Source organism: Phenylobacterium sp., assembly GCF_031984885.1.
Taxonomy (GTDB): domain Bacteria; phylum Pseudomonadota; class Alphaproteobacteria; order Caulobacterales; family Caulobacteraceae; genus Phenylobacterium.
The window spans coordinates 158,784-181,894 of record NZ_DAMABV010000005.1; the positions used below are offsets into that span (position 1 = coordinate 158,784).

Here is a 23,111-nt window from a genome sequence, read left to right on the forward strand (position 1 = left end):
GTCAAGGGTTTGCGTGACGCGGCGCCACACCCGTTCTTCGAAAAATCGACGGCCGCGGCGGCCGTGCCCCTCCGTAGGGTCAGGCTTCCGCGCCCGTCCCCGGCGGGACTAAGCTCGCCGCCAGATCAAGGGAGAGGACCAATGACGCAGGAACTGGCGGGCAAGACGGCGTTCGTGGCCGGGGGATCGAGCGGGATCAACCTGGGCATCGCCAAGCGTTTCGCGGCCGCGGGCGCGAACGTGGCGATCATCAGCCGCAGCGCCGAGAGGGTGGAGGCGGCGGTCAAGGAGGTGCAGGCCTTCGGCCCCTGCATCGGCGTGGCGGCCGACGTGCGCGACTACGCCGCGGTCGAGGCGGCGCTGAAGCGCACCCACGATGAGTTCGGCCCCATCGACATCGTGCTGTCGGGGGCGGCGGGCAACTTCGTGGCTCCGGCCCTGGGCATGAGCGCCAACGGCTTCAAGACCGTGGTCGACATCGACCTGATCGGCACCTTCAACGTGCTGCGCGCCTCGTTCGAGTTCCTGCGCCGGCCGGGGGCCTCGCTGATCTCGATCACCGCCGGCCAGGGCGAGCGGGCCTCGATGTTCCAGGCCCATGTCTGCGCGGCCAAGGCCGGGATCAACATGCTGACCAAGTGCCTGGCGCTGGAATGGGGACCGGCCGGGGTGCGGGTCAACGCCATCTCGCCCGGCCCGATCGCCGACACCGAGGGCATGGCCCGCCTGGCCCCGACCCCGGAGGCCGAGGCGCGGGTGAAGAGCCGCAACCCGATGCGCCGCTATGGCCAGAAGGACGAGATCGCCGACATGGCCATCTTCCTTTCCACCGACAAGGCGGCCTATGTGAACGGCGCGATCATCCCGGTGGACGGCGGCAGCGGGGCCGGCGACGCCAGCGGCGATGCGCTGGCGAACTACGCCTCGGCCAGCTAGCCGGCGGCCGCGTCCTCGGCCGGGCGGTAAAAGAGGCCGAGCTTGAAGCTTTCGGCGATGCGCGCGGCCCTGGCCTGGAGGCCCTGGGCGATCGGCGGGACGTAGGTCTCGTCGGTCGCCTGCTTCCACAGCGCCAGCCAGCGGTCGAACATCGGCGGGGTGATCGGGTGGCGCATGTGCGCGGCCATCGGCCGGCCGGTGAAGCGGCCGGCGCCCAGCAGGCCCGCGGCCCAGAACTGGGCGATATGGTCGAGGTGATGGTCCCAGTCGTCGATGGCCGCGTCGAACACCGGGCCCAGCAGGTCGTCTTCGCGCGCATGGCCGTAGAAGCGGCCGACGAGTTCGCGCAGGTTCTGGGGCGTCACGTCCGAATGCATAGGCGCCAGATAGGCGCGCGGCAGCCGGGACGAAAGTCCGGGATTGTCCGGGGGTCCGCCTGCGGGCCTGAGCTTGGCGATCGTCGGCCGGCTCCAGATCGACCCGAAAACGCGAATCCATTTCGTTAGATATCAAACGACCGATCCGTACGGTTTTTCGGGACGCCCTGGCGGAGGAGGCTGCACGCACCCTTGCGCGAGGGGGGCGAAAGCCGGTCGTTTGAGGCCAAATCTTGCGATTCCGCGGCCGGTCATAGGCCGCCAAATTCGCTTTTCAAGAGCACCGCTTCGAAGTGTGACTGACCGGTCACACCCTTCGCAGACCGGCGAAATCCGAAGGCCCGAACCATTGTGACGGAGGGATGACAGGCATAGCTGGGCCTCAGTGTTTCAAGCCCAAAAGGGGACAAGAACGTGAAGACCCAACTGATCGCGACGGCCGCAGCGGCCGCCTTTTTCGCGCTGACCGGCGCCGCTCAAGCCCAGACCGTCGGCCATGTCGGCGCCAACTATAGCCGCGTCGAAATCGACGCCGGCGTGCTCGGCGACACCGACGCCGACGTCATCCAGGGCGAAGGCGCGGTGGCCTTCGACGTCGGTTCGTCGCTGCGCGGCGCCGTCGATGGTTCGGTGACGAACTTTGACACCGACGGCGGCGACGCCACCACCTGGGCCGTGACCGGCCACCTGAACAAGACCTTCGACGGCGGCCTGGCCGGCGGCTTCGTCGGCGTCAGCAAGAGCGACGACGTGACCCTGTGGGCCGTGGGCGCCGAAGCCCAGTACAATGTCGCCCCCAAGGCCACCCTGTACGGCCAGATCGGCTATGGCCAGTCGGACGACCTGGACGACGTGGACTTCTGGGCCGGCCGCGCCGAACTGCGCTACTTCGTGACCGACAACTTCAAGCTCCAGGGCTCGGCCGGCTACACCAAGGCCGACGCCAAGGGCGGCGACCTCGACATCTGGAACGTCGGCGCCGACGCCGAGTACCAGTTCGCGAGCACCCCGTGGAGCATCACCGGCGCCTACGAGCATGGCGAGATGGACGATGTCGACCTGAAGTCGGACACTTTCAAGATCGGCCTGCGCTACACCTTCGGCGGCAGCCTGCGCGACCGCGACCAGGCCGGCGCTTCGCTCGGCTCGGCCACGAACCTGTTCGGCGGTTCGCTGGGCCAGGGCGTGATCTCCGCGATCGGCGCGGCCTTCTAAGCTTCGATCGCCAGATCGGACGCAGGGCGCTCCCGGCTCACGCCGGGGGCGCCTTTCTTTTGCAGGCAAGGCGCTCCTGTTCCTCCTCTATCGTGATGGGGGTATCGCCTATGAATTTCCCCCTCTGGCTCGTCATGGCCGGGCCGCCCGGCCATCCATGGACGCCGAGGTCCGCCGGCGATCCCAGGCGCGTATGGATCCCCGGCACGCCTGCGCGGCCGGGGATGACGATCGCAGGAGGTGGGCGAAGGCGCCTTGCCTAAAGGGGGAGGACGTGGGGTCCGTGATCCCTAGACCGGCTCGACCGAGACGGTGTTCAGGCTGGCCTCGAAGTCCATGAAGATGTCGATCAGCTCGTCGACGGCGATGCGCTGCAACTGGCCCGGCGGGAAGCGGAAGCGCCAGAAGCTGGCCACGTGCTCGATGCTGCTGAGCCGCTCGCCCAGGCTGTTGAACATGGCCGGCGCGCGCAGCAGGAAGTCGCGGAACGAGGCCGGGTCGCTCTTCTGGGTCAGGGCCGCATAGGCGGTGTCGTAGGTGGCCAGCGCCTCGGTCACCGCGCCCGTCGCCGCGAAGATCCAGCCGCGCAGGTCCTTCTTGATGCGGGTGACGTAGACCCGGTCCTCGGGCTCCATGGCGCCGACCGGGCGGATGACGGCGATCTCCTCGACCACCTTGCGGATGCGCGGCAGCAGGTCGCGCAGTTGCCATTTGTAATAGAGGAAGGCCTTCCAGCAGAACACGCCCTCGCGGAACTGCTGGGCGTCCATGTTCATGACCCGGCGCAGGGGTTCGAGCTCGGCGCTGCCCGCGTCGGACAGCAGCTTGGAGAGCAGGGTCGCCGACTTGGCCGCGAAGGCGTGGCCCGAGCCGAACGACATCCGCACCAGCGGCTCCAGCTCCTGGCGGGCCGAGGCCGACATCCGCTCCACGTCGCCGTCCGAGAGGTTGAAGTAGCAGCTCGCCGGGGTGAAGCCGTTGGTCTTCAGGCTCTCGCGCATCAGGAACGGGTCGAGCGAGGGCAGGCCGGCGATGATGTCGAGCACCAGCCGGTCGCGCGATCCGCGCCGCAGGTCGTCGGCGAAGGACGCGGAGGCGACCTCCTCGAAGTCGCGCTGGCCGACGAACAGGAAGCGCGCGCCGTAGCGCAGCTCGCGCTCGGCGATCGGCAGCAGGATCTTGGTGGCGGTCTGGACGGGATAGTCGAAGAGGTCGGCCTCCCCGCCCCGCACCCGATGCTTGAGGATGATGCTGCGATTGAGCAGCGAGTTGCGGAAGAAGGGGTTCTGCTCGTGGTCAGGCTTGGCGCCGTCACGCAGGGCGATCTGCCAGAGGTTCAGCACACGAGACGTGGCCGCGCTCTTCTTGAGGTATTCGAGACTTCGGAAGGTTCGATCGCGCGACACGGTACAATAATCCCCCAGACTCCGCGTCCTAGGATCGTCCGCGGCCTCCTTCAAGGCACAATCAACAATTGCAACGCAGCCGCCGACTGAGCGGTCAGATGCGGACGTCCAGCAGATGGCCGTCGTCGCGATCTTCGAGAGGGCGGCTCGACACCACCCGGGCTTCATCGGCGAAGCCGAGTTCCTGCAGGGTCTTGGCCAGGTGCGCGGCCGCCAACTGCGTCATCGGGGCCGCCCGGCTCCAGAGGCCCTCGCCCAGGAAATGGAACTCCACCTTGAACATCGGACGATCTTTCTAATCGCGACGTAGGGGAAGCTTGCGCCCTTATGGTTAGCGACAGGTAAAATCTGCGGATGTTCCGCGAACTTCGTTCGCTGAGCGCGCCCTAAGCCGTTGCGATCGCGAACGATCGACCTGGAGAGGAAGGGCTTTCGCCCCTCCTCCGAAGTCGGCGCCGTCGGCCCGTTCAGGCCTGCTGCGTGGTGGCCAGCGGCGTCGGCATGGGCGCGCCCGGCGGGCGGCCGATCCAGATCTGGCCCGAGCGGGCCATGACCTCGCCGGCGCCGTCGAACAGCGCGACCCCGGCGAAATGCTTGCGGCCTTCGACCTCGCGGGCCCAGGCGACGACGACATAGGTCTCGCCCGCCTTGGGCTTGCGCAGCACCTCGCCGGCCATGGTGCCGAGCAGGCCGACCGGCGAGCCGGTCTTGATCCACCAGGCCATCGAACCGGGGCAGTCGAGCGCGCCCCAGGTGATTTCGTCGGGGATGGTTCCGTCGGCGTCGGCGAAGTTGGCGTGCGGCGTCCAGGTTCCGGCGCACTGGCCGAGCGGCGCGCCGTCGATCTGGCCGACATGGACGCCCAGGCCCTCGCCGGCCTCGCGCTCGATGCAGCACGAGAAGCAGCCGCGGTGCAGGGAGCGCTGGGCGAACGGCGAGGCCGACGCGAAGGCCTTGGCCTCCTCGATGGTCGGCGGCGCCGGCGGCGGATTGGGGATCTGGCTGTCTTCGGCCGGCCGGGCCGAGCCGAGGACCGCGCCCTCGGCGTTGACCAGCAGCACGCCCTCGCCCTCGCCGGGCTTCAGGGTGACGGCCGTGTCGAGCGGCACGCCGGCGCGCAGCATCGCCACGCCGCGGCCGCCGACCGCGCCGGACAGCACGCCGCAGATGTAGCCGCCATTGGCCGTGAAGGGAGGCCCGCGAAATTGGCGGGGGACGACGATCTCGCTCATCTAAATGATCTCAACTTTGAATCGGCAGTCGAAAGAATGGCCCATCATGGCCCAGCCGCCGCCGTCCTGGGAAGCGTGACGCAAGGGAAAGGTGATGCTTGGCGTCGGAACCTCGGCCGTGCTTCCGGGTTCAATGGAGACCGCGTCAGCGAGGAGCCGTCATGAACATCGACATGAACGACCGCGCCGCCGTCGAGCGGAAGCTATGGGACGACATCGAGCGCCATCAGGTCGGGATGCTGGGCCTGGCGGGCGAAAGCGCCCTGCAGCCGATGACCGCCTTCGTCGAGCGGGAGGGCGAGCGGCTGTGGTTCTTCACGGGGGCCGACACCGAGCTCGCACGCCAGATCGGCGAGGGCCGCCAGGGCCTGTTCGTCTTCCAGCACCGCGAACTGCAGGCCTGCATCACCGGCGAAATGACGCTGCAGCATGACGAGGCGCGGATCGCCAAGTATTGGAACGCCGTGGTCGCCGCCTGGCGCCCGCAGGGCAAGGACGACCCGCGGCTGACGCTGATCTGCCTCGATTGCCGGGACGCCGACGTCTGGTGTTCGCAGACCGGGCCGGTGACCTTCGCCTGGGAAATCGCCATGGCGAACGCCAGGAAACACGAGCCCCACCTGGGCGGGCGGGCGAACCTGCACTTCCACTGATCGGCTCGCGCCCGCGCGCGGACATGCTTCAGTCCAGGATATACTTCGGTCCAATATGAGTTTCCAAGAACGGCGGTCGGTCTTCGCCAGTTCTCGCGCCCCTGCTCGCGCGGTAGTTTAATTTCACCTCCTCACCGGCGAAGTTGTGTCGTGTTCACGACAGTCATCAGGATGCGGGCGGACTAGGTTAACGCCAAGCCCCAAGGCGACGCTTGATTCTCCCCCACGAAGGTCTCCGAGTTCAGTGCAAAACCGCTTACTCGCCGCACTGCCTCCGGAGGACTACAGGCTGGTGGCGCCGCACCTGACCCACATGGACCTCGAGCGGGCTCGCCTATTGTACGAGCCCGGCGACCGGGTGGACGTCGTCTACTTCCCGCACGACGGCGTCATCTCGATGATGACCTTGATGGAGAACGGCGCGGCGATCGAGAGCGCGACCATCGGCCGCGAGGGCGCGGTCGGCCTGTCCTCGGCGGTCGCCCCGCGCCACTCGCTCTCGCGGGCCATCGTCCAGACCCCCTGCCGCTGCTCGCGGATCGGCTCCAGCCAGTTGCACGACGCCTGGGAGAAGAGCCCGCGCATCCGCGAGATGGTCGACCGCCACGCCGAGGCGCTGCTGGGCCACACCACGCAGTCGGCCGCCTGCAACGCCCTGCACTCGGTCGAGGCGCGGTTCTGCCGCTGGCTGCTGACCTGCCACGACCGGATCCCGACCGACACCGTCGCCCTGACCCAGGAATTCCTGGCCGACATGCTGGGCGTCCAGCGCACGACGGTGACGGCGGTCGCCCGCGCCCTGCAGGACAAGGGCCTGATCCGCTATCGCCGCGGCATCGTGGACATCGTCGACCGCGAGGGCCTGCAGTCGGCCGCCTGCGAATGCTACGAGGTCGTGCGCCGCCACTATGAACGGCTGCTGCCCGAGACGCCCCCCGCCGAGACGGCCCGCTCCTAGAGCGAAAAGACCAGGTGCGCCGTCACCCCGCCCGGCTGGGTGTCGAGCTTCAGGTCGCCGCGCACCTGGGCGGCCAGGCTGCGGACGAACCAGAGGCCGAACCGCTCGCGGCCGGTCGGCGAGGCCGGATCGAAGCCGCGGCCCTGGTCCTTCACCATCAGTTCGTAGCGTCCGGCGTCCGGCGTCCGCGAGAGGCGGACCTCGACCTGCCCCGGCGCGCCCTCCGGATAGGCGTGGGCCAGCGCGTTGGCGACCAGTTCGTGAACGATCAGCGCCAGGGTCGAGGCGGCCTGGTCGGGCGTCACGATGGGCTCCAGGGCGACCACGACCTCGGTCGCCTGGCGGCGACGCCAGATCGGGGCCATCTCGAGCAGATACTCCTGGAAGTCGACGCCGCCCTCGCACCGGTGCCGCTCGAGCGCGCCCAGGGCGCCGATCGCCTCGGCCATCCAGACCAGTTGGCGGCGCGCCTCGGGCTCGGCGGTGCGCTGGCCGCGCATCCGGGCCAGGGCCGATATGAGCTGGAAGGTGTTGGCGGCGCGATGGCGCATCTCCGCCGCCCGGACGTCGTCCTGACCTTCGTCCGTCATCTTGTCGCCTGACGCCCCACGTCTTCTCACCCCGAGATAAGTATATCCACAGCCGCCCGCGTGATCTGACTGCGAAGCGACAGTTATCTCAGGGACTCAAACAGTATGCGGCGCGACAGCGCTGCGAAAGCTGAATAATTCCCGTCCAGGTCGTGGAGTTTGAACCCGATTCTCAGTGTTCGGAAACCTGTCCGGCCGCCCAGGCCAGACTGGCGGCGACGCCCAGGGTGAATCCCAACTCGAAAAGCTGCTCGACCGCGCCGAGCACGTCGCCGGTATAGCCGCCCAGCAACCGCCGCGCGGCCAGGGCCAGCAGCAGCGCCAGGCCGGCCCCAGTCGCCAGGCCGCCGAGGACCACGCCGCCGGGCGACAGGGCCAGCGGCAGGGCGGCGATGGTCAGGGCGGCGAGCACCTCCCAGAAGCTGAGATCCGAGGGCGCGGGCTTCCACTTGCCGGCGTCGATGTCGCGGACATAGGTCAGCACACGCATGGCCAGCACCGCCGCGCCGCGCCCGGCCGCATGGGCGGCGATCAGGGTCCAGGCCCCCAGGGCCGGCGGCAGCGTGGCCAGGGAAGCGGCCTTCAGCGCCAGGACCAGGCCGAGGGCGAGGGCGCCGTAGGTCCCGATGCGGCTGTCCTTCATGATCTCCAGGCGGCGCTCGGGCGTCGAACCGCCGCCCAGCCCGTCGGCGGTGTCGGCCAGGCCGTCCTCGTGGAAGGCGCCGGTGACCAGCACCCCGGCCGCGATGGCCAGCAGGGCCGGTAGCCAGCCGCTCCAGAGCTGCGAGGCGGCCCAGAACACCGCCGCGCAGAGCGCGCCGACCAGCAGGCCGACCAGGGGGAAGTAGCGGGCGCTGCGCGAGATCCAGTCCGGCTCGAACTCCCTCAGGGCCGGGGTCGGCGCGCGGGTCAGGAACTGCACCGCGCAGAGGAAGAGCCGCAGTTGATGGACCGCGAAGCTCACAGCCGGCCGGCCAGCACGTCGTCGAGGCTGGCGACCTCGCTCAGCAGGGCGGCGGCGGCGCGGACCATGGGCAGGGCCAGCAGCGCGCCGGTCCCCTCGCCCAGCCGCATGGAGAGATCGACCAGCGGCTCGGCGCCGGCCGCCTCCAGCACCAGGGCGTGGCCCTTCTCGGCCGAGCGATGGGCGAAGATGCAGTAGTCGGCGGCGGCCGGTTCGAGGCGGATGGCCGCCAGGGCGGCGGTCGAAGCGATGAAGCCGTCGACCAGCACCGGCGTGCGGGCCGCCGCCGCCCCCAGGATCGCCCCGGCCATGGCGATGATCTCCAGGCCGCCGAACTCGGCCAGCACGCCTGGAGGATCGCTGGCGTCGCTGCGGGCGGCGGCCTGGGCGAGGACCGCGTGCTTGCGGGCCAGGCCCTCGGCGTCGTGGCCGGCGCCCAGGCCGATGCAGTCGGCCAGCGGCGCGGGGGCCAGGCGGTGCAGGATCAGGGCGGCGCTGGCGCTGTTGCCGATGCCCATCTCTCCGACCGCGAGGATGTCGAAGCCCTCGGCCTCGACGGCGCGGCGGGCGACGGCGGCGCCGCGGGCGAGGGCCGACTGGACCTCGTCAGGCGTCAGCGCCGGCTGGCTGGCGGCGTTGCGGGTGCCGCGGCGCACCTTGGCGTCGACCAGGGCCGGATGCGGGGCCAGGTCCGCGGCGACGCCGGCGTCGACCACGCGAACCTCCGCCCCGACCACCCGGGCGAAGGCGTTGGCGCTGGCGCGGCCGGCCAGCAGGGTGGCGACCATCGCCGTGGTCACCGCCGAGGGATAGGCCGAGACGCCGGCCTGGTTGAGCCCGTGGTCGCCGGCGAAGACCAGCAGCAGGGCCTTGTCGAAGCTGGGGTCCTCGCGCCCGGAGATCAGGGCCAGGCGCACGGCGAGATCCTCGATGCGGCCGAGCGCGCCGAGCGGCTTGGCCTTGCCGTCGACCAGGGCGCGCAGGGCCGCCTCGCGGCTGCGGTCGAGGGGGACGACGGGGATCATGGGCGCTGCTCCAGGCCGGCGATGGCCGCCAGGCGGGGGATGTCGAAGGATTGCTGGAGGACGGCGGCGATCTCGTCCAGGGCGGCGTCGACGCGGGCGTGCTGGTCGAGGCCGTCCGAGGCCGCGCCCAGTTGCGCCAGCAGGGCGGCGCGGGCCTCGGCGCGGTCGAACAGGCCGTGGACATAGGCGCCGGCGATGCGGCCGTCGGCGGAGACCGCCCCCTCGCCCGCCCCGTCGTCGCAGATCAGCAACGGGCGTTGCAGGTCCGGGCCCAGGGTGCGGCCGACATGGATCTCGTAGCCGGCGAAGGCTGCACCGGAGACCAGGCGGCCGGTCGTCGGCCGCAGGACCTTGTCGCCGGTCAGCACCGTCTCGACGTCGAGCAGGCCCAGCCCCGGGGCCGCGCCCGCCGGCCCCTCGACGCCCTCCGGATCGCTGATCGCGCGGCCCAGCATCTGGAAGCCGCCGCAGACCCCCAGCACCCGCCCGCCGCGGCGGACATGGGCGGCGAGGTCGATGTCCCAGCCCTGGGCGCGCAGGAAGGCGAGATCGGCCAGGGTGGCCTTGGTCCCGGGCAGGATGACCAGGTCGGCGTCGCCCGGCAGCGGCGAGCCCGGCGGGACGAAGCCGAAGTCCACCTGCGGCTCGGCGCGCAGGGGGTCGAAGTCGTCGAAATTGGCGATACGCGGGAACATGGGAGCGACGATCCTCACCCTGCGCGCCCGGCCCGGGCCGGCGCGGTCCAGCACCACGGCGTCCTCGGCCGGCAGGCGGCGGGCGGCGGCGAGCCAGGGCGCCATGCCGAGATCCGCCCAGCCTGTGCGGGCCGCGATCTCGGCGCGGCCGTCGTCGAACAGGCTGGGATCGCCGCGGAACTTGTTGATCAGGAAGCCGGCGATCATGTCGCGGTCGGCCGGCTCCAGCACCGCATGGGCGCCGACCAGGGCGGCGATGACGTGGCCGCGGTCGATGTCGCCGACCAGCACGACGGGAACCTGGGCGGCGCGGGCGAAGCCCATATTGGCGATGTCGCCGGCGCGCAGGTTGGTCTCGGCCGGGCTGCCCGCGCCCTCGACGATGACGAGGTCGCTCTGCGCCTGGAGAGCGCGGAAGCTCTCCAGCACCACGTCCAGCAGGGCGGCCTTGCGCTCCTGGTAGCCGCGCGCCTGCCAGGTCCCGGCCATCTTGCCGCGGACGACGAGCTGGGCGCCGACGTCGGACTGCGGCTTGAGCAGCACCGGGTTCATGTCGACGCTCGCCGGCGTGCGGCAGGCGATGGCCTGCAGGGCCTGGGCGCGGCCGATCTCGCCGCCGTCGACGGTGACCGCGGCGTTGTTCGACATGTTCTGCGGCTTGAACGGGCGCACGCTCAGGCCTTGGTTGGCGAACAACCGGCAGAGGCCGGCGACCAGCACCGACTTGCCGACGTCCGAGCCGCATCCCTGGATCATCAACGCGGCCAAGCAAGTCCTCCCAGGGCGAGCGCGGCGGCGAGGAGCGCGCAGGCGCGCAGATAGAGCCCAAGCCCGCGGTCCAGGTCCAGGGGCGAAGGGCGCGGCCCGTCGCCGAACACCGGGCGATCATGGGCGATCCCGTCATAGCTGGCCGCGCCGCCCAGCCGCACGCCCAGCGCCCCGGCCATCGCCGCCTCGGGCCAGCCGGAATTGGGCGAGGCGTGCCGGGCCGCGTCGCGCAGCATGATCCGCCAGCCGCGGCCGGCGGCCAGGGCGACGAGCGCGCCGGCCAGGCGGGCCGGGATCAGGTTCATCAGGTCGTCGGCGCGGGCCGCGGCCCAGCCGAAGCAGCGATAGGGCTCCTCGCGGTGGCCGATCACGCTGTCGGCGGTGTTCACCGCCTTGTAGGCGAAGAGGCCGGCGAGGCCGCCGAGCAGGAACCAGAACAGTGGGGCGAGGACGCCGTCGTTGAAGCTCTCGGCCAGGCTTTCGAGGGCGGCGGCCGCGACGCCATCGGCGTCCAGGGCGGCGGTGTCGCGGCCGACGATCATGGCCACGGCGGCGCGGGCGGCGGGGAGGTCTTCGGCGCCCAGGGCGCGGCTCACCGCCGCCACATGGTCGTAGAGGCTGCGGGCGGCGAGGCCCAGGGAGCCGAGGCCTATCGTCAGGATCAGCGCCCAGCCTTGCAGGAACCTGTCGAGCAGCAGGCCCGCGCCGCCGGCCGCGCCGGCGACCAGCAGCAGGGTCAGGAGGCCGGCGAACCGGCGCCGGAGGTCGCCGCCGCGGTTCAGCGCCTGGTCGAGGCGGCGCAGGGCCGCGCCGATCCAGACCACCGGATGGGGGACGCGCAGCCGGGCCGGATAGCCGCAGGCGCCTTCCACCGCGGCGGCGGCGAGGACGATCCAGGGGTCAGCCGCCACGCCCGACGATCTCGATCAGCGGCCCGCCGTCGCCCTGGACGACGCGGGCGCGGACCCCGTAGGCGCTGGCCATCACCCCTGGAGACAGGGCCTGGGCCGGCGGGCCGTCGGCCAGCACCCTGCCCGCGGCCATGACGATGATCCGGTCGGCGACGCGGGCGGCCAGCGAAAGGTCGTGCAGGGTGACGACGACGCCCTTGCCCTGGTCGTGGGCCAGGGTGCGGAACAGGTCGCCGGCGTCGAGCTGGTGGCCGGGGTCGAGGCCGGTGAGCGGCTCGTCGGCCAGCAGCCATTCGGGGTCGCCGGCCAGGGCGCGGGCGATCAGCACGCGGCCGCGCTCGCCGCCCGACAGGGTGGTGACGTCGCGATCGGCCAGCTCGACGACGCCGGCCGCCTCCATGGCCCGGTCGATGGCGGCGGCGTCCTCGATCGAGAGGCCGCTGGAGCCGATGAAGGGCGTGCGGCCAAGGCCGACCAGGATCCGCGCCTCGACCGCCCAGGCGACCTCGGGCGTCTGGGGCAGGAAGCCGATGCGGCGGGCGCGGGCGCGCGGGGGCATGGCCAGCAGGCCCGCGCCATCCAGGCGGACCTCGCCGCCCTCGGGCCGCCGCAGGCCCGCGAGGCAGGCGAGCAAGGTCGACTTGCCCGCGCCGTTGGGGCCGAGGATGGCGGTGACCGTGCCGGCCTGGAACTCGGCGGAAACGCCGTCGACCACCGGCTTGCCGCCGAGGCGGACGCGCACCTCGTGGGCGGAGAGCCTGCTCATGCGATCCTCCGGCGCAGCGACAGCAACAGGGCGAAGAAGAACGGCCCGCCCAGCACCGCCATGGCCACGCCCAGCTTCACCTCGCCCGCCGCGGGGGTGAGGCGCACGGCGATGTCGGCGGCCAGGACCAGCACCGCGCCGCCGAGCGCGCTGGGCCAGAGCAGGCCGCCGGGCCGCGCCCCGACCAGCGGCCGCAGCAGGTGCGGGACGATCAGGCCGACGAAGCCGATCACGCCGGTGACCGCGACGCTGGCGCCGGCGGTCAGCGCCACGCCCAGGGCCAGCATCCAGCGGACGGTGGCCATGTTGACGCCCAGCGAGCGGGCGCCGGTCTCGCCGAGGGTCAGGGCGTCGAGGCTGCGGCCGGTCAGCAGCAGCAGGCCGCAGCCGACCGCGATCAGCGGCAGGGCGGTGCGCACCTCCGGCAGACTGCGGTCGGCCAGCGAGCCCATCAGCCAGTTGACGATCTCGTTCACCGCCCAGGGGTTGGGCGCGAGGCTGAGCGCCAGGGCGACGCCGGCGCCGGCCATGGTCTGGAGGATCACCCCGGCGAGGACGAAGGTGACGATGCTGGAGGCGCGGCCCGACAGGGCCAGCAGCAGGAAGACCGCGACCAGGGCGCCCAGCATGGCGAACGCGGTGATCACCCAGGGCTCGGCCGCGCCGGCGCCCAGATAGAGGGTCAGCACCGCGCCCAGCGCCCCCATCGAGGAGACGCCCAGCGCGCCGGGATCGGCCAGCGGGTTGCGGGTGTAGCCCTGCATGGCCGCGCCGGCCATGCCCAGGGCCGCGCCGACGGCGATGGCCAGGATGGTGCGCGGCAGGCGCAGCTCGAAGATGATCGACCAGCGCGGATCGGCCGGGTTCATCCAGTCGGCCAGCGGCACCCAGACGCGGCCCGCAGCCATGCTGACCAGGGCCAGCAGGACCGTCAGGACGCCGAGGACGAGGAGGGTCGTGCGGCGGCGGGTCATGCGGGGCGCATCCGACGTGTTGGAGCGTCATCCCGGTTTCGGCCGTCCCGGACAGCCGCTGCGCGGCTTCTAGGATGACAGTTGGGGCGTGGCCTCATGCTCCCCTCCGCTTGGCCAGGGCTTCGTCGCGGGCCTTGGCCAGCATGCGGGCGGTTTCGATCAGCACCGGGCCGCCGCAGAAGGTGAGCTGCTGGGGGAAGGCTGCGCGGTGCATGCGGCCGGCGACGCGCGAGAGGGCCGGATGGTCGAGAACGCGGTCGGCCCAGGTGGGGGCGCCCGGCTCGGCCTGACCGGCCAGCAGCACGTCCGGCGGATCGGCGACCAGCAGCTCCAGCGGGATGTTGCCGGTGCGCTTGAGGCCATAGCGGGCGGCGGCGTTGTCGAGCCCGCAGCGGCGCATCATCTCGTCCATCATGGTGCCTGGGGCGGTGGCGAAGCCGCGGGACTGGTAGGTCACGGCCGACAGGCGCGGCGTCCCCGGCCTGGGCGCGGCGGCGGCCAGCGCGGCCTGGACCTGGGCGATCATCGCCTCGCCCCGCTCCGGGCGATGCACCGCCCGGGCGATCTGGCGGACCTGCTCCAGGCTTTCCTCGACGGTGTTGGGCACGGCGAACAGCTCGGTCTGGACGCCGAGGCGCCGCAGGGCCGCGCGGGTGGCCGGCGAGGAGTGGCGGCCGGTCAGCACCAGGTCCGGGCGCAGGGCCAGGACCTCCTCGGCGCTCTCATAGGTGAAGGGATAGGCCGCGGCGGAGGGGCCGATGCTGGAGGAGGTCGGCTCGTGGGAATAGTGGCTGATGGCGGCGATCTGGGCGCGGTCGGCCACGTGGACGAGGATCACGTCCAGGCAGGGGTTGAGCGACACCACGCGCCGCGGCGCGCGCGCGGGCGCGGCCCCGCCGAGGCTCACCGCAGCGGCTGCGGCGAGCGCCGAACGCCGGGTGAGCCTCCCGCTCAAAAGTCGATCCCGCGCTGGGCCTTGATCCCCTGCTCGAACGGATGCCGGACCAGGGTCATCTCGGTGACCAGGTCGGCGATGGCCAGCAGCTCCGGCTTGGCGTTGCGGCCGGTGACGACGACGTGCTTGTCGCGCGGACGGGCCTGCAGGTCGGCGACCACCTGGTCGATGTCGAGATAGTCGTAGCGCAGGGCGATGTTCAGCTCGTCGAGGATCAGGAGGTCCAGGTCCGGATCGTGGAGCATCTCCAGCGAGGTCGCCCAGGCGGCCTTGGCCGCGGCGATGTCGCGGGCGCGGTCCTGGGTGTCCCAGGTGAAGCCCTCGCCCATCACCTCGTAGCGGACGCTCTCGGGGAAGCGCTTGAAGAACTGGCGCTCGCCGGTGATCCACTTGCCCTTGATGTACTGGACGATCCCGACCTTCTGGTTCCAGCCCAGGGCGCGGGCGACCATGCCGAAGGCGGCGGTGGACTTGCCCTTGCCATCGCCGGTGTGGACCAGCAGCAGGCCCGGAGCCTGGTCGGTCTTTTCGGCCATCATGGCGTCGCGCTCGGCCTTGAGCGCCTGCATGGCGGCCTTGTGTTCCTGGTTCTTGCGGTCTTCGTCGCTCATCGGCGGGAGCCCTCCAGGGCCGCTTTCAGGCGCGGCCAGTCCTTGGGTTTCGGCAGTCCGAACCTGAGCCAGGTCGACTGATCGGAAAAGGGGCGTGTCAGCACGCCGCGGCGGGCGAGCGCTGTGAAGCGGCGCGGGGCGTCGGGCGCAGCGGCCAGGCGGAACAGCGAGGTCCCGCCGAGGATCTCGAACCCGTTGGCGCGCAGCAGGTCGTCGAGCCGCGCGGCGTCGCGGGCCAGGCGCAGGCGCGCGCGCTCGCGCCAGGCATGGTCCGGATAGGCCGCAAGCCCGGCGGCGATGGCCTCGGCGCCGACCGGCCAGTCGCCGAACTGCGCCCCGATCCTGGCGGCCAGGCCCGGCTCGGCGATCACGAAGCCCAGCCGCACGCCCGGCAGGCCGTAGAACTTGCCGAACGAGCGCAGGACGATGGTGCGGCCCGAGCGATTTCCTCCCCCCTCCCCCGTTCGCACGGGGGAGGAAAAGAGACGCGGGGCGACGCTCAGGTCCGGGGCCGTCTCGACGAAGGCCTCGTCGACGATCAGCCAGTGATCGCCGGCGTCGGGATCCTGGACCCGCGCGCCGTCCGGGTTGTTCGGATTGACCAGCACCACCGCCTCGGCGGCGCTGGCGCGCGCCTCGTCCCAGGAGACGGCCGACACCTTGGCGCCGGCCAGGCGCCAGGCCTCGGCGTGACCGCCATAGGTCGGCGAGACGATCGCGGCCGAGCGAGCGCCGAGCACGCGCGGCAGCGCCCGCAGCGCCGCCTCGGTCCCAGGCGTGGCGGCCACGCGGTCGGGTGAGACCCCGAAAGCCGCGGCGGCGGCGGCCTCGAGAGCCGCCACCTCCCCGGGATCGGGCAGCCGACCCAGGGCGGCGCGATCGGCCCGCCGGGCCGGATAGGGCCGCGGATTGACGCCCGTCGAGAGGTCGAGCCAGGGCGCCGGCGCGTCCGGGAACGCGCCGCGCGCGGCGGCCAGGCGGCCGCCGTGGCGGAGGAAGCCCCCCGCCTCCAGGTCAGAACCGGGCGCGGACACCGGCGTAGAGCCCACGGCCCGGCGAGCCGTAGTTGCGGGTGGTCTCGTAGTCGTCATCGAAGGCGTTCTCGACCCGGCCGTAGAGCTCGAAGGTGTCGTTGAGCGGATAGGAGGCGCGCAGGTCCAGCAGCGTGTAGCTCTGCAGGACGTAGCTGTTGGCGGCGTTGTCGAAGCTGTCGCCGACATAGCGGATCGAGCCGCCCAGGCTGGCCTTGTTCGCCCAGGTGTAGGTCGCCTGGATATTGGCCTGGTGCTCGGGCCGGCGGGCGAGCTGCTTGCCGCGGTTCACGTTGCCGGGCGAGTCGTTCTGCGTGTCGGTCCAGGTGTAGTTGGCGCTGACTTCCAGCGGGCCGAGGTCGGCCGAGCCTTCCAGCTCGACGCCGTGCGCCTTGGTCTGAGCGGTGTTGGCGTAGTAGCCGAACCGCTGCACGCCGTTCACGAAGCACATCGGATCGGTGGTGGTCGCGGTGCAGGAGAAGTAGTCGATCTGGTTGTCGGTCTGGCGGTCGAAATAGGTCGCACGGAGCATGAAGCGCCCGGCGAAGCGCTGCTCGATCCCGGCGTCCCAGCCGTCGGCCTCCTCGGCTTCCAGGGTGGTGTTCCCGTACTCCGAATAGAGCTGGTAGAGGGTCGGCGCCTTGAAGCCCTGGCCGAAGCTGGCGCGCAGCACGGTGTTCCCGCCGTTCAGCGACCAGGCGGCGGCGAGCTGGCCGAGGGTCGCGTCGCCGAAGGTGTCGTGGCTGTCGCGGCGCAGGCCGGCGGTCAGGGTCAGGCCCGAGACCACCTCGCCCTGGACCTGGGCGTAGACGCCGTCGATCCCGGCCTTGGCGCGGGTGACCGGCGGGTTGGGCGCGAACTCGCTGGGCGAGACCGTGCGCATGCTGGCGTCCTCGGTCTCGCCGCCGAAGGTGGCGATCCAGGCCTGGTTGATCGTCCAGACGCCCTGGTACTCCCAGCGCTTGTTCTCGCCGCGGGCGTCGAAGGTGGTGGTGGTCACCGCCTGGTCCGGATTGACGTTCCGGCGGTCGGTGCGGGTGTAGCCGTAGGCGATGCGGTTGGTCAGGGCCGCGCCGAACAGCGCGAAGTTCACCGCGCCATAGCCGACGAACTCCTCGGTCTCGCCGTATTCGCGGGTGTCGCCGAAGCTATAGGTGGGCGGCGGGAAGCCGTCGAAACCGTTGCGGCCCTTGGAGTAGACGCCGCGCAGGTCAAGCGACAGGGCGTCGGTGGCGGTGATCAGCGCCCGGCCGCTGACGCCGGTGTTCTCGTAGCCGTCCTTCTCATCGCCCAGGCGGTAGGAGGAGACGCCGTCGGTGTCGTATCGGCCGGCGGCCAGGCGCCAGGCCAGATGCTCGGTCCTGCCGCCCGCGCCGGCGCGGAAGTAGGTCGTGCCCATCGAGCCGCCCTCGGCGGCGAGATCGGCCTCGAACGGCTCGCTCGCCTCGCGGGTGATGATGTTGACGACGCCGCCGATGGCCTGGCTGCCCCACAGGGTCGACTGCGCGCCGCGCAGGACCTCGATGCGGCCGATGTCGCCGGCCAGCAGGTTGGCGAAGTTGTAGCCGCCGCCGGCGGTCGACGGGTCGTTGAGCTTGACGCCGTCGATGATGACCACGGTCTGGTCGGCCTCGGCGCCGCGGATGCGCACCGAGGTCGAGCCGCCGACCCCGCCGTTGCGCGAGAACGACACCCCCGGCATCGACGAGAGCAGGGTCGAGACGTCGAGCGTCTGGGCGGCCTTGATGGCTTCGAAGTCGAGGACGCTGACGCTCTGGCCGACCCTGTCGGCGGCCTGCGGATTGCGGTTGGCGGTGACCACCAGCTCGCTGACGCTGGCGACGGCCACCGGCGAGGCGGTCTGGGCCATGGCCCCGGTGGCGAGGCCGCAGAGCGCGGCGGTGGTGGCGAATAGAACGGTCTTCATCGGGTTATCCCCCCTGACGCATGACGACATGACCCGCGCTTGCACGCAGGTCGACGGACGTCGTCTCTCGGGAAATTCCCCGTTCGCGCGCTCCCACCGAGCATGCGAAGGACGACCGCGTCAGGCAGGTCTCCTGGCTCACGGGTCACAGCCTTTGCGCGCCGCCTTCCCAGACTGTCGTCCAGTGGCATATGACGCGCGGGCTCGCCGCTTACAGTTGCGGGGGCAGCCCAGGTTTCACACCTGAGTTCCCTATTAATCCCCTTCCGGGGAACCTGTCGCGGGGCCTGCCTAGGCTCTGCCATGCGGAGCGTCAATCCCAATGAGCCTGACCTTCGTCCTGGGCGGCGCGCGATCCGGCAAGACCAGCTACGCGCTGCGAGAGGCCTGGAACCATTCCGGAAAACGGCGCGTGATGGTGGCGACCGCCCAGGCCGGCGACAACGAGATGGCCGAGCGCATCGTCCGCCACCAGGCCGAGCGGGGCGCGGCCTGGGTCACGCTCGAAGCGCCGCTGGACCTGGCCGAGGCGGTCGGGACGCTCGGGGCCGAGGACGTGGCGGTGGTCGACTGCCTGACCCTGTGGCTGACCAACCACATGCTGGCCGCGGCCGACCTGGCGCGGAAGACCGCCGAGCTGGCCGCGGCGCTGAAGGCCAGCCCCGCGACGCTCTATGTGATCTCCAACGAGGTCGGCCAGGGGATCGTGCCCGACAACGCCCTGGCCCGGCGGTTCCGCGACGAGGCCGGCTGGATGAACCAGGCCATGGCCGCCGCGGCCGATCGCGCGGTGATGGTGGTCGCGGGCCTGCCGGTGATCCTGAAGGGATAAATTCCGCAGCCGGATAGATGCACCGGCCGGCCTGATTGGCGGCGTTCTAATATTTGCACGCGCCTTGCGAGCAATTGTCGTGTAACATCCGGCAAATGTACAATTGCATTACGGAATATTCGCTCGGCAAATCTGCTTTTATTTTAGGCGAACCGGAACAAATGCGCCCTTGCAGGGTTGGCATGACGCGGTTGGTCGCCAGAGAACTCGGAGAAGGTCTTCGGCTCGGCGAGGCCGCACTGGAACCTGGGCGGGGGCGCATTCAGCCGCATCGGAAGCCAGCCATGCACATCGGCATACTCAGGTGGTTCGACGCCTCGCGGGGCCTGGGCTTCATCCAGCCCGAGGACGGGGGCGAGGAGGTCTTCGTTCACGCCGCCTGCGTGGTGGCGTCGGGCATGCCCTCGATGACGCCCGGCCGACGGATCGGCTACGAGATCGAACCGGACGATCGCTCCGACGTCCCCTATGCGGCCCTGCTGCTGGAGGTCGCCTGAAGACGCGATCATCGCCGGCTGGACGAGGGACGAGATCGCCTTCAAGGGGCGCGTCGTGACGCTGCTGCCGCAGGGCGCGCGCGAAGTTCTTCTGGACAACGGACACCTCATGACCGCGGACGCCGCTGCAAGCGGACCGCGCCGACCCTCGGCCCTGGGCGACCGGGTCATCATCGAGCTGCCCTCCGACCGGGTCACCGGTTGGCGGCTGGCCATAGCGTGAGAAGAACCCGACCATGCCGCTCAACGAACTGATCCCGGGCCTTACCGACGCCGAACTGGCGTCCTTCAGGGTCAACGCCCTTCGCCAGATCGATCTTGGCGGCAAGCGCCAGGCCGCCGCGATCGACATCCTGCCGGTCATCGACGAAGAGATCGGCGTCCGCGCGGCCCGCCAGCCGCCGCCCGCCCCCCGACGCCGCCGCGCCAAGGCCGAACCGGCAAGCGTCGAGACCTGAGCCGCCCGCTGCGGCGGCCCTAGTAGCCGCCGATGATCGGCAGGATCTCGCCGGTGATGTAGCTGGAGCATTGCGGCGAGGCGAGAAAGACATAGGCCGGGGCGATCTCCTCGGGCTGGGCCGGCCGCTTCATCTTGCTCTTCGCGCCGAACTGACTGACGTCGGGCGCCTGCTTGTCGGCCGGGTTCAGCGGGGTCCAGACCGGGCCCGGCGCCACAGCGTTGACCCGGATGCCCTTGGGGATCAGGTGGCCGGCCAGCGCGCGGGTGAAGGCGTGGATGCCGCCCTTGGTCATCGAATAGTCCAGCAGCTCCTTGCTGCCGTCGATGCCGGTGATCGAGCCGGTCATCAGGATGGCCGAGCCGGGCTTCATGTGCGGGACCGCCGCCCTGGCCAGGTAGAAGTAGCCGTAGAGGTTGGTCTTCAGCGTGCGGTCGAAATGCTCGTCGGTCAGGTCCTCGAAGTCGGGGACATGCTCCTGGAAGGCGGCGTTGTTGACCAGCACGTCCAGGCGGCCGAAGGCCTCCAGGGTCTTTTTCACCGCGGCCTTGGCGAAGGCCGGATCGGCGACGTCGCCGGCCAGCAGAATGGCGCGGCGGCCCTCCTTCTCGACCGCGGCCTGGGTGGCCTTGGCGTCCGCGTCTTCCGAGAGATAGGCGATGGCGACGTCGCAGCCCTCGCGCGCGAACAGCACCGCCACCGCGCGGCCTATGCCCGAATCCGCCCCGGTGACCAGGGCGACCTTGTCCTTGAGCTTTTCCGAGCCCTTGTAGAACGGGGCGTCGTAGAGCGGCGCCGGGTCGAGCGCGGCCTCCTGGCCAGGCTTCTTCTGATGCTGCTCGGGAAAGGGCGGGGCGGGATAGTCCCGAGCGCCGGCCTGCATGGCCGGCTCGTCGTCGTCCTCGCGGCCCTGGAAGGACCGCGCCTCCTTGGCGTCGATCCTGGCCTGGATGTCGCGTTCGGCCTGGGCGGCGCGATCGGCGTTCCTGGCGAACGGCTCGCCGCCGGCGGAGGGCTGGGTCATGCGATCGGCTCCTCATTGCGGGTATGAGGGGCAATGAACGTCGCGCCGGTGAGTTCCGCCCCACGCCGGGCGCGCGGCCTATCCAAAGGGGGGATGCGCGGGGGGCCGGGCGCCGCCAGTGTCGGGGCGACGCGGAGACCTGAATGCGGAACGCCACCTCCATCCTTCTGCTCGCGGCCTGGATGTTCATCGCCTCGGCCGGCCCGGCCGGAGCCCAGGCGGCGCCGGCCGCCGAGGCGGACGTCGCCTTCTTTGTCGGCCGCTGGGCGACCGGCCCGGCCCCGGTGGAAGGCTACGACACCATCGCCCTGGACGCTCCGGCCTGCGAGCGGCCGGTGGAGATCATCGCGGCCGGCCAGGGCCTCATCCGGAGGCTCCCGTCCGCGTCGGCGGCGCCGCAGGACGGCCCGACCTTCAAGGTGATGCACATCGCCGGGCGCTTTGCGTGGTGGCCGACGGACGGCGGCGGCGGGCCCGTCGCCCGCCGCGCCGGCCCCGACGCCTTCGACCTGGCCCCCACCCATGTCGGTCAGGCCGACTGGGGGCGGGCCATCCGCCACCGGCGCTGCCCGGCCACGCCGGACTCGTCCCCCGGGACGTGACGCCGCTGCTCGCCGTCCTGCGCACCGGATTGCTCGTCGGCGTCCTGGGGATCGGCCTCTGGCTCGCCATGAGCGCCCTGCTGATCATGGGCTGACGGCCGCCCAGGCGATCCTGGCATGCGTCCTATCGGCCCGTCCGGCGTGAGGCCATGGGCAGGATCCTGTTCCGCAGCAAACCCGTCTTCACACCCCTGGCGACCCTGATCACCGGCGTCGCCGGCGTCACGCTGGTCACCGCCATGGCCTTGCTTGACGAGGGGGCGTGGCACTGGGCCGTCGGCGCCTTCGCCCTCGCCGGCCTGGGGGCGCTGGCCGGCGTCGCCGCCAGGTTCAGGCTGGTGACGGAACTGGCCCCGGACGGGGAGGCCCTGCTGGCGCGGACGCTGTTCCAACGACACGGGTCGCCGCCGATACGCATCCCCGTCGCCGAGGCCAGGGGCTGGCGCGAATATGTCGAGGTGAGGCGAGGCTTCGGGCTCACCACGGTCCGCAATCGGATGCTCGCCTTCCGCCATCGCGGCGTCGCCTACGGCATGGCGCTCGACCACGCCGAGGTCCTCGACCGCGCCGGGCTTGACGCCGTCAGGACGCAGGCGCCCTGAGGCCGCGCCGCCCTCAGCGGCGGGCCTTGGCCAGTTCGTCGACGGCGACCTGGTTCTGCAGCGCCAGCGCCTGCAGGGCCAGACGCGTATAGGCCTCGGGATCCACCTCGAAGCGCCCCACCGCCGAGGCGTGCGAGATGTAGCCGATCCGATTCTCCCAACTGTCGACGGCGCGGCCGCCGGAGAGGGTCGAGACCGCCGGGCCGCGGCCCGAACTGACCGTTCCGAACTCGCCCGGCGCCTCCAGCGAGCCGTCGACCTTGTATTCCAGGAAGCCTCCGTGCTGGCCGACGCGCACCCGCCACGGCTCCATCGAGAACCCGCCGATCACCGGGCCGCCGTGGATCTTCGGCTGGAACGAGGCCTGCGCGCCGCGGGCGATGATGGCCATCGGGCCGCCGCCCGACGCCTTCACATAGGCGTAGTTCACGGTGAAGCGCGGTGCGACCATGGTCGCGTCCAGCGCCCGCGTCATGCTGCGCACCGGCCCGAGATTGACCGGCATGCCGCTCTCCGGCCAGGAACCGAGCCCGGTCGGATGGACCAGGGCGTAGGCCTGGCCAGCGCCCAGATTGCTCATCGACTGGACTTCGATGTCGCCCGCCCCGGCCTTGAGCTGGGCCGCGCCGTCGGCGGCCCGCCACTCCTCGGGCGCGACGACCGTGAAGCCCGCGGCGGTCAGCCGTTCCAGGAAGTCGGCATAGGCGCGGTCGGCGATCGCCTGGATCAGCTCGGGTTCGGCGCCGGTGAGCACGGTGTCGGCGCTAGCCGTGGTGTCGGTGGTCCGCGCGTGCGCGCCGGCGCTGACCATGAACGAGACGCGGTAGGACGGCACGAACACGCGGGTGCGCACCTTGTCGCCGGCGAAGACGTTGCGGGTGAACTTCGCCGGAGGCGGGGCCGGAAGCACGATCGGCGCATCGAGCGCCGCCGGACGCTCCGCCGCCATCGCCCCGCCCGCCATGCACGCCGCCAGCGCCGCCGCGCCCATCGACCACTTCATCGCCTGCCCTCCCAAGACCAACTGTGCGGCCCAGGCTGGCCGAGACCTGCGCACCGCACATCCCCGCATTGGATACCTCGGCGGCGGCTTTCCCGTGCA

Annotated in this window: 27 protein-coding genes and 1 riboswitch; of the genes, 10 read left to right on the top strand and 17 right to left on the bottom strand. The window is 71.3% G+C overall.

The window, feature by feature from the left end:
• Positions 1 to 141 precede the first annotated feature (141 nt).
• Positions 142 to 936 carry an SDR family oxidoreductase gene (locus RTL41_RS09760; protein WP_312163795.1) on the top strand — a complete coding sequence of 265 codons (795 nt, stop codon included), beginning with the start codon at positions 142 to 144 and terminating at the stop codon, positions 934 to 936.
• Here the strand turns inward: RTL41_RS09760 and RTL41_RS09765 are convergent.
• Positions 933 to 1,313: a group III truncated hemoglobin gene (locus RTL41_RS09765; RefSeq protein ID WP_312163797.1), complete on the bottom strand. Its 381-nt coding sequence runs from the start codon at positions 1,311 to 1,313 to the stop codon at positions 933 to 935. The genes RTL41_RS09760 and RTL41_RS09765 overlap by 4 nt on opposite strands.
• Positions 1,314 to 1,727: 414 nt before the next feature.
• Between RTL41_RS09765 and RTL41_RS09770 the strand changes: the two genes are divergently transcribed.
• Positions 1,728 to 2,528 (top strand): hypothetical protein, encoded by an 801-nt coding sequence (locus tag RTL41_RS09770; RefSeq protein ID WP_312163799.1) that lies wholly within the window; start codon positions 1,728 to 1,730, stop codon positions 2,526 to 2,528.
• 290 nt (positions 2,529 to 2,818) lie between these two features.
• Here RTL41_RS09770 and RTL41_RS09775 read toward each other — a convergent pair whose 3' ends face one another.
• The 3 genes from RTL41_RS09775 to RTL41_RS09785 form a co-directional block, all read right to left on the bottom strand.
• Positions 2,819 to 3,934 carry a hypothetical protein gene (locus RTL41_RS09775; RefSeq protein WP_312163801.1) on the bottom strand — a complete coding sequence of 372 codons (1,116 nt, stop codon included), beginning with the start codon at positions 3,932 to 3,934 and terminating at the stop codon, positions 2,819 to 2,821.
• Positions 3,935 to 4,028: 94 nt separating this feature from the next.
• Positions 4,029 to 4,217: a hypothetical protein gene (locus tag RTL41_RS09780; RefSeq protein WP_312163802.1), complete on the bottom strand. Its 189-nt coding sequence runs from the start codon at positions 4,215 to 4,217 to the stop codon at positions 4,029 to 4,031.
• A 184-nt stretch (positions 4,218 to 4,401) separates the two neighbouring features.
• A complete protein-coding gene (locus RTL41_RS09785; protein ID WP_312163803.1) occupies positions 4,402 to 5,166 on the bottom strand; it encodes a hypothetical protein in 765 nt (254 codons plus the stop codon).
• 161 nt (positions 5,167 to 5,327) lie between these two features.
• Here RTL41_RS09785 and RTL41_RS09790 point away from each other — a divergent pair, with 161 nt between their 5' ends.
• Positions 5,328 to 5,819, top strand: a complete 492-nt coding sequence (locus RTL41_RS09790) for a pyridoxamine 5'-phosphate oxidase family protein (RefSeq protein WP_312163804.1) — start codon at positions 5,328 to 5,330, stop codon at positions 5,817 to 5,819.
• 292 nt (positions 5,820 to 6,111) lie between these two features.
• A complete protein-coding gene (locus RTL41_RS09795) occupies positions 6,112 to 6,777 on the top strand; it encodes a Crp/Fnr family transcriptional regulator (RefSeq protein ID WP_312163807.1) in 666 nt (221 codons plus the stop codon).
• Here the strand turns inward: RTL41_RS09795 and RTL41_RS09800 are convergent.
• The 11 genes from RTL41_RS09800 to RTL41_RS09850 all read right to left on the bottom strand — a co-directional run bounded on the left by RTL41_RS09800 (position 6,774) and on the right by RTL41_RS09850 (position 17,994).
• Positions 6,774 to 7,367: a sensor histidine kinase gene (locus RTL41_RS09800; RefSeq protein WP_312163809.1), complete on the bottom strand. Its 594-nt coding sequence runs from the start codon at positions 7,365 to 7,367 to the stop codon at positions 6,774 to 6,776. The two genes, RTL41_RS09795 and RTL41_RS09800, sit on opposite strands and share 4 nt — an antisense overlap.
• Positions 7,368 to 7,539: 172 nt before the next feature.
• The gene (gene cobS / locus RTL41_RS09805) at positions 7,540 to 8,331 is read right to left on the bottom strand and encodes an adenosylcobinamide-GDP ribazoletransferase (RefSeq protein ID WP_312163812.1); all 792 of its coding nucleotides are present in this window, start codon (positions 8,329 to 8,331) and stop codon (positions 7,540 to 7,542) included.
• The gene (gene cobT, locus RTL41_RS09810) at positions 8,328 to 9,356 is read right to left on the bottom strand and encodes a nicotinate-nucleotide--dimethylbenzimidazole phosphoribosyltransferase (RefSeq protein ID WP_312163813.1); all 1,029 of its coding nucleotides are present in this window, start codon (positions 9,354 to 9,356) and stop codon (positions 8,328 to 8,330) included. The genes cobS and cobT overlap by 4 nt, the downstream gene beginning before the upstream one ends.
• Positions 9,353 to 10,819: a cobyric acid synthase gene (locus RTL41_RS09815; RefSeq protein WP_312163814.1), complete on the bottom strand. Its 1,467-nt coding sequence runs from the start codon at positions 10,817 to 10,819 to the stop codon at positions 9,353 to 9,355. Before RTL41_RS09815 ends, cobT begins: the two co-directional genes overlap by 4 nt.
• Positions 10,807 to 11,730, bottom strand: coding sequence for an adenosylcobinamide-phosphate synthase CbiB (cbiB, locus tag RTL41_RS09820; protein WP_312163815.1), 924 nt, complete (start codon positions 11,728 to 11,730; stop codon positions 10,807 to 10,809). Before cbiB ends, RTL41_RS09815 begins: the two co-directional genes overlap by 13 nt.
• A complete protein-coding gene (locus RTL41_RS09825; RefSeq protein ID WP_312163817.1) occupies positions 11,720 to 12,496 on the bottom strand; it encodes an ABC transporter ATP-binding protein in 777 nt (258 codons plus the stop codon). Before RTL41_RS09825 ends, cbiB begins: the two co-directional genes overlap by 11 nt.
• On the bottom strand, positions 12,493 to 13,470 hold the full coding sequence (locus RTL41_RS09830) for an iron ABC transporter permease (RefSeq protein WP_312163819.1): 978 nt from the start codon (positions 13,468 to 13,470) through the stop codon (positions 12,493 to 12,495). The genes RTL41_RS09825 and RTL41_RS09830 overlap by 4 nt, the downstream gene beginning before the upstream one ends.
• Positions 13,471 to 13,564: 94 nt before the next feature.
• Positions 13,565 to 14,425 carry an ABC transporter substrate-binding protein gene (locus RTL41_RS09835; RefSeq protein ID WP_312163821.1) on the bottom strand — a complete coding sequence of 287 codons (861 nt, stop codon included), beginning with the start codon at positions 14,423 to 14,425 and terminating at the stop codon, positions 13,565 to 13,567.
• A complete protein-coding gene (gene cobO, locus RTL41_RS09840; protein ID WP_312163823.1) occupies positions 14,422 to 15,036 on the bottom strand; it encodes a cob(I)yrinic acid a,c-diamide adenosyltransferase in 615 nt (204 codons plus the stop codon). The genes RTL41_RS09835 and cobO overlap by 4 nt, the downstream gene beginning before the upstream one ends.
• Positions 15,033 to 16,070: an aminotransferase class I/II-fold pyridoxal phosphate-dependent enzyme gene (locus RTL41_RS09845; RefSeq protein WP_312163826.1), complete on the bottom strand. Its 1,038-nt coding sequence runs from the start codon at positions 16,068 to 16,070 to the stop codon at positions 15,033 to 15,035. The genes cobO and RTL41_RS09845 overlap by 4 nt, the downstream gene beginning before the upstream one ends.
• A complete protein-coding gene (locus tag RTL41_RS09850) occupies positions 16,051 to 17,994 on the bottom strand; it encodes a TonB-dependent receptor domain-containing protein (protein ID WP_312163828.1) in 1,944 nt (647 codons plus the stop codon). Before RTL41_RS09850 ends, RTL41_RS09845 begins: the two co-directional genes overlap by 20 nt.
• A 105-nt stretch (positions 17,995 to 18,099) precedes the next feature.
• Positions 18,100 to 18,288, bottom strand: a riboswitch (cobalamin riboswitch).
• Between the two features lie 28 nt (positions 18,289 to 18,316).
• Here RTL41_RS09850 and cobU point away from each other — a divergent pair.
• The 4 genes from cobU (at position 18,317) to RTL41_RS09870 (ending at position 19,781) form a co-directional block, all read left to right on the top strand.
• Positions 18,317 to 18,826, top strand: a complete 510-nt coding sequence (gene cobU / locus RTL41_RS09855) for a bifunctional adenosylcobinamide kinase/adenosylcobinamide-phosphate guanylyltransferase (RefSeq protein WP_312163830.1) — start codon at positions 18,317 to 18,319, stop codon at positions 18,824 to 18,826.
• A gap of 284 nt (positions 18,827 to 19,110) precedes the next feature.
• Positions 19,111 to 19,323, top strand: a complete 213-nt coding sequence (locus RTL41_RS09860; protein WP_312163832.1) for a cold shock domain-containing protein — start codon at positions 19,111 to 19,113, stop codon at positions 19,321 to 19,323.
• A gap of 55 nt (positions 19,324 to 19,378) precedes the next feature.
• Positions 19,379 to 19,546 carry a hypothetical protein gene (locus RTL41_RS09865; protein WP_312163834.1) on the top strand — a complete coding sequence of 56 codons (168 nt, stop codon included), beginning with the start codon at positions 19,379 to 19,381 and terminating at the stop codon, positions 19,544 to 19,546.
• 13 nt (positions 19,547 to 19,559) lie between these two features.
• On the top strand, positions 19,560 to 19,781 hold the full coding sequence (locus tag RTL41_RS09870) for a hypothetical protein (protein ID WP_312163836.1): 222 nt from the start codon (positions 19,560 to 19,562) through the stop codon (positions 19,779 to 19,781).
• Between the two features lie 19 nt (positions 19,782 to 19,800).
• Here the strand turns inward: RTL41_RS09870 and RTL41_RS09875 are convergent, their stop codons facing one another.
• Positions 19,801 to 20,805: an SDR family oxidoreductase gene (locus RTL41_RS09875; protein ID WP_312163838.1), complete on the bottom strand. Its 1,005-nt coding sequence runs from the start codon at positions 20,803 to 20,805 to the stop codon at positions 19,801 to 19,803.
• A 143-nt stretch (positions 20,806 to 20,948) separates the two neighbouring features.
• Here RTL41_RS09875 and RTL41_RS09880 point away from each other — a divergent pair, with 143 nt between their 5' ends.
• Together RTL41_RS09880 and RTL41_RS09885 are read left to right on the top strand one after the other, a co-directional pair.
• The gene (locus RTL41_RS09880; protein ID WP_312163839.1) at positions 20,949 to 21,407 is read left to right on the top strand and encodes a hypothetical protein; all 459 of its coding nucleotides are present in this window, start codon (positions 20,949 to 20,951) and stop codon (positions 21,405 to 21,407) included.
• Positions 21,408 to 21,556: 149 nt separating this feature from the next.
• On the top strand, positions 21,557 to 22,009 hold the full coding sequence (locus tag RTL41_RS09885; protein ID WP_312163841.1) for a hypothetical protein: 453 nt from the start codon (positions 21,557 to 21,559) through the stop codon (positions 22,007 to 22,009).
• A 13-nt stretch (positions 22,010 to 22,022) separates the two neighbouring features.
• Here the strand turns inward: RTL41_RS09885 and RTL41_RS09890 are convergent, their stop codons facing one another.
• Positions 22,023 to 23,012: a hypothetical protein gene (locus tag RTL41_RS09890; RefSeq protein ID WP_312163844.1), complete on the bottom strand. Its 990-nt coding sequence runs from the start codon at positions 23,010 to 23,012 to the stop codon at positions 22,023 to 22,025.
• Between the last annotated feature and the right edge of the window lie 99 nt (positions 23,013 to 23,111).

Bases quoted from the DNA above. Each gene is read 5' to 3' on its own strand.
- RTL41_RS09880 (WP_312163839.1), top strand. From the start codon at position 20,949: ATGCGGAACGCCACCTCCATCCTTCTGCTCGCGGCCTGGATGTTCATC.
- RTL41_RS09860 (WP_312163832.1), top strand. From the start codon at position 19,111: ATGCACATCGGCATACTCAGGTGGTTCGACGCCTCGCGGGGCCTGGGC.
- RTL41_RS09800 (WP_312163809.1), bottom strand. From the start codon at position 7,367: ATGACGGACGAAGGTCAGGACGACGTCCGGGCGGCGGAGATGCGCCAT.
- RTL41_RS09785 (WP_312163803.1), bottom strand. From the start codon at position 5,166: ATGAGCGAGATCGTCGTCCCCCGCCAATTTCGCGGGCCTCCCTTCACG.
- cobU (WP_312163830.1), top strand. From the start codon at position 18,317: ATGAGCCTGACCTTCGTCCTGGGCGGCGCGCGATCCGGCAAGACCAGC.
- RTL41_RS09875 (WP_312163838.1), bottom strand. From the start codon at position 20,805: ATGACCCAGCCCTCCGCCGGCGGCGAGCCGTTCGCCAGGAACGCCGAT.
- RTL41_RS09765 (WP_312163797.1), bottom strand. From the start codon at position 1,313: ATGCATTCGGACGTGACGCCCCAGAACCTGCGCGAACTCGTCGGCCGC.
- cobT (WP_312163813.1), bottom strand. From the start codon at position 9,356: ATGATCCCCGTCGTCCCCCTCGACCGCAGCCGCGAGGCGGCCCTGCGC.
- RTL41_RS09890 (WP_312163844.1), bottom strand. From the start codon at position 23,012: ATGAAGTGGTCGATGGGCGCGGCGGCGCTGGCGGCGTGCATGGCGGGC.
- RTL41_RS09780 (WP_312163802.1), bottom strand. From the start codon at position 4,217: ATGTTCAAGGTGGAGTTCCATTTCCTGGGCGAGGGCCTCTGGAGCCGG.
- RTL41_RS09850 (WP_312163828.1), bottom strand. From the start codon at position 17,994: ATGAAGACCGTTCTATTCGCCACCACCGCCGCGCTCTGCGGCCTCGCC.
- RTL41_RS09825 (WP_312163817.1), bottom strand. From the start codon at position 12,496: ATGAGCAGGCTCTCCGCCCACGAGGTGCGCGTCCGCCTCGGCGGCAAG.
- cobO (WP_312163823.1), bottom strand. From the start codon at position 15,036: ATGAGCGACGAAGACCGCAAGAACCAGGAACACAAGGCCGCCATGCAG.
- RTL41_RS09760 (WP_312163795.1), top strand. From the start codon at position 142: ATGACGCAGGAACTGGCGGGCAAGACGGCGTTCGTGGCCGGGGGATCG.
- RTL41_RS09790 (WP_312163804.1), top strand. From the start codon at position 5,328: ATGAACATCGACATGAACGACCGCGCCGCCGTCGAGCGGAAGCTATGG.
- RTL41_RS09885 (WP_312163841.1), top strand. From the start codon at position 21,557: ATGGGCAGGATCCTGTTCCGCAGCAAACCCGTCTTCACACCCCTGGCG.
- RTL41_RS09870 (WP_312163836.1), top strand. From the start codon at position 19,560: ATGCCGCTCAACGAACTGATCCCGGGCCTTACCGACGCCGAACTGGCG.
- RTL41_RS09830 (WP_312163819.1), bottom strand. From the start codon at position 13,470: ATGACCCGCCGCCGCACGACCCTCCTCGTCCTCGGCGTCCTGACGGTC.